The following is a 2,236-nucleotide window of genomic DNA, read 5'->3' as shown; positions in this document are numbered from 1 at the left end:
CCCGTTCAGCCAGGAGGTGGAGAAGTACCTGAAGAGTGGCATGGCGCAGGTTGAGGAGATGAAGCAGTTGCGCATTTCGGGGAGCCGGACGGTCTCGATCGAACTGACCACCACTGCGCGAGTGAAACCCAACTTTCTCGGGATGCTCACCTCGGGCGGAGGCGGTGGTTTGAACGCGGGGATGCTGTGGTACAACATCATATCGCTCCAGACGGCCTACAACAGCCTGCAAAAGAGCAATGCTCCGGAATACACCTTGGGTTTTGCTTCATCGATTTTCGGTGTGATCGGTGCAGCAGCGGCGACGCTGGTCAGCGTAAGGGCGACGCAGAAGGCCGTGATGCTGCGGTTAAGTTCGACAGCACCGGGGATGGCGTTTGGCAACGGAATTATAAAACACTTAGGCAGCAATTTATTCGCGCGCGCTTCTGGCTACCCGGCGATTATACTGGGATTAACTTCAGACCTGTTAAAAGGGTATCGGCAGTCACAAAACGGCAACGCCATATCAGGTGCTTACACTGCTGCCGCTGGTTTCACCTCTGCCGCAGGGGCCACTCTGATGCTTGAGGCTAGCCTCGCCATCGCTGGCCCAACGTTTTTAATTCCCTTTGCGGGTTGGACCGCAGCGAGCCTAGTGCTTGTCGGTGCCATCGTGCTTGCTGGGGGGCTTTACCTACACGCTAAAGCGCATGAGCGCCTTCATAGCCCGATAGAACTATGGGCAAGCAGAAGTATTTTTGGCACAAAAGAAAACGATGGAGAGATCCGCGCCGGGATAATATTAAATTACCAAGGCTTTCTCCCAGGCTTCGCCAACATCAACGAAGAGCTTGAGTCTTGGCATGCTCAAGTTTACGCCCCCGTTGCACTGACAGCTGAGCAAGCAGCATTGCTGAATCTTGAAGGATTGACTACAAGATTGAGCTCAGAAAGTCACTGGCCAACACCGGATTGGGCAACAATCATTCACAGCCATGTGGATGAAGCCATGGCCACTATAGAATTCACCGTACTGCTAAAAAACTTTATTATAGGGCAAAGCCAATGGCATGGCACCTTGACAGCCAAGGACCTCGACAACACTTCAAAAACCTTGCGAGCAGAACCGACTTGCCATTTGAATTCAACAGGGCTTATTTTGCATTACAAAATAGATAGTGCCAGAGCAAAAAGCGCCACACTAACAATAGAATACCAACCAAATCAAGGATTATCCAAAAACACTCACTCATCCTCAAGCCTACACATTGAAAGGTAGTACCATGACAACAACATGGCTATTCAGCCCAAACAAAAAAACGGATATCAAGCCAAAAATTCACGGACAGATTTCCAGCTTGACTGACACAGTAATACAGTTAAGAAACCCGTGGGTTTCTGACTCAGTTTTCATGGCCAAGATGTATACTGGCACGATCTTAGCCATAGCCATGACATCCTATGCAGGATCTTTGATCTACACGATCAATTACGAACAGAAAGGCGCCCTCGCTTTCATTGCAATACAAATATTTGGACCGCTCATTTTTACGCCATTTCTCGCCTATCGAATTTTCTTTATAAAGAAACTCTCCAGCATCTATCTGAATAGAACAACCCAAAAAATCTATTACAAAAGAATAAATAAACTTATGGTCTTTGATTGGAGCAATACAGGAGGCGGCGTATTCAAACGCACCGAATTTGGTGGCTCATCCTTCAGCACCAGCTACGCCCTCGCCTTCGCCCCGCGCCGAGCAGACGGTAGCCTCCACCAAAAAGACTGCCTGTGGGTCGACAGCAACGAACCCACCGAGTCCGACGTCAGGCACGTCGCCGAAGTCTGGGAATACCTGCGCCACTTCATGGCCCATGGCCCCGACAAACTCCCCCCACCCGGCGAACCCAACTGGTGGCACAAGCCACTGCATGCCATCTGCCTGACCCCGGCTGAAGCCTGGCGCCACTACGCCCCTTGGCGAACCGGAGAACCTGGTGAAATGCAGGGCAAGAAGAATTGGCAACTGCCCTTCTGGGCCGTGCTGTTCCCCTACAACCTCATCGTCGCCATCTGTTGGTACTTCATCTGCAAGCTCTTCAATGTTCGCGCAGCACCACCACCGCCTGAAGCGTTTGAGGAACTGCCGGCACGTGCAAGCAAAAGGAGGCGTGCATGACTAACGCCTCCGTCAGCAGCGCCACCTCCGGCCCCGCCTGCAGCACACGCGTCCCCACTCTGCCCATTCGTTATCTT

General features: G+C 51.8%; 2 protein-coding genes. Both read left to right on the top strand.

All coding sequences use genetic code 11. The features are described 5' to 3' along the window. Positions 1-1,261, top strand: a 1,261-nt coding sequence (locus tag PM2_RS31070; RefSeq protein WP_042132646.1) for a hypothetical protein, incomplete at its 5' end; no start/stop codon positions are given. A 4-nt stretch (positions 1,262-1,265) separates the two neighbouring features. Beyond that, positions 1,266-2,159: a DUF6708 domain-containing protein gene (locus PM2_RS29325; RefSeq protein WP_042132645.1), complete on the top strand. Its 894-nt coding sequence runs from the start codon at positions 1,266-1,268 to the stop codon at positions 2,157-2,159. The last annotated feature ends 77 nt before the right edge of the window (positions 2,160-2,236 follow it).

It is taken from the genome of Pseudomonas monteilii NBRC 103158 = DSM 14164, assembly GCF_000730605.1.
GTDB classification, from domain to species: domain Bacteria; phylum Pseudomonadota; class Gammaproteobacteria; order Pseudomonadales; family Pseudomonadaceae; genus Aquipseudomonas; species Aquipseudomonas monteilii.
The sequence above is the reverse complement of the archived record's forward strand: the minus strand, read 5'-3'. Positions and strand labels throughout refer to the sequence as shown.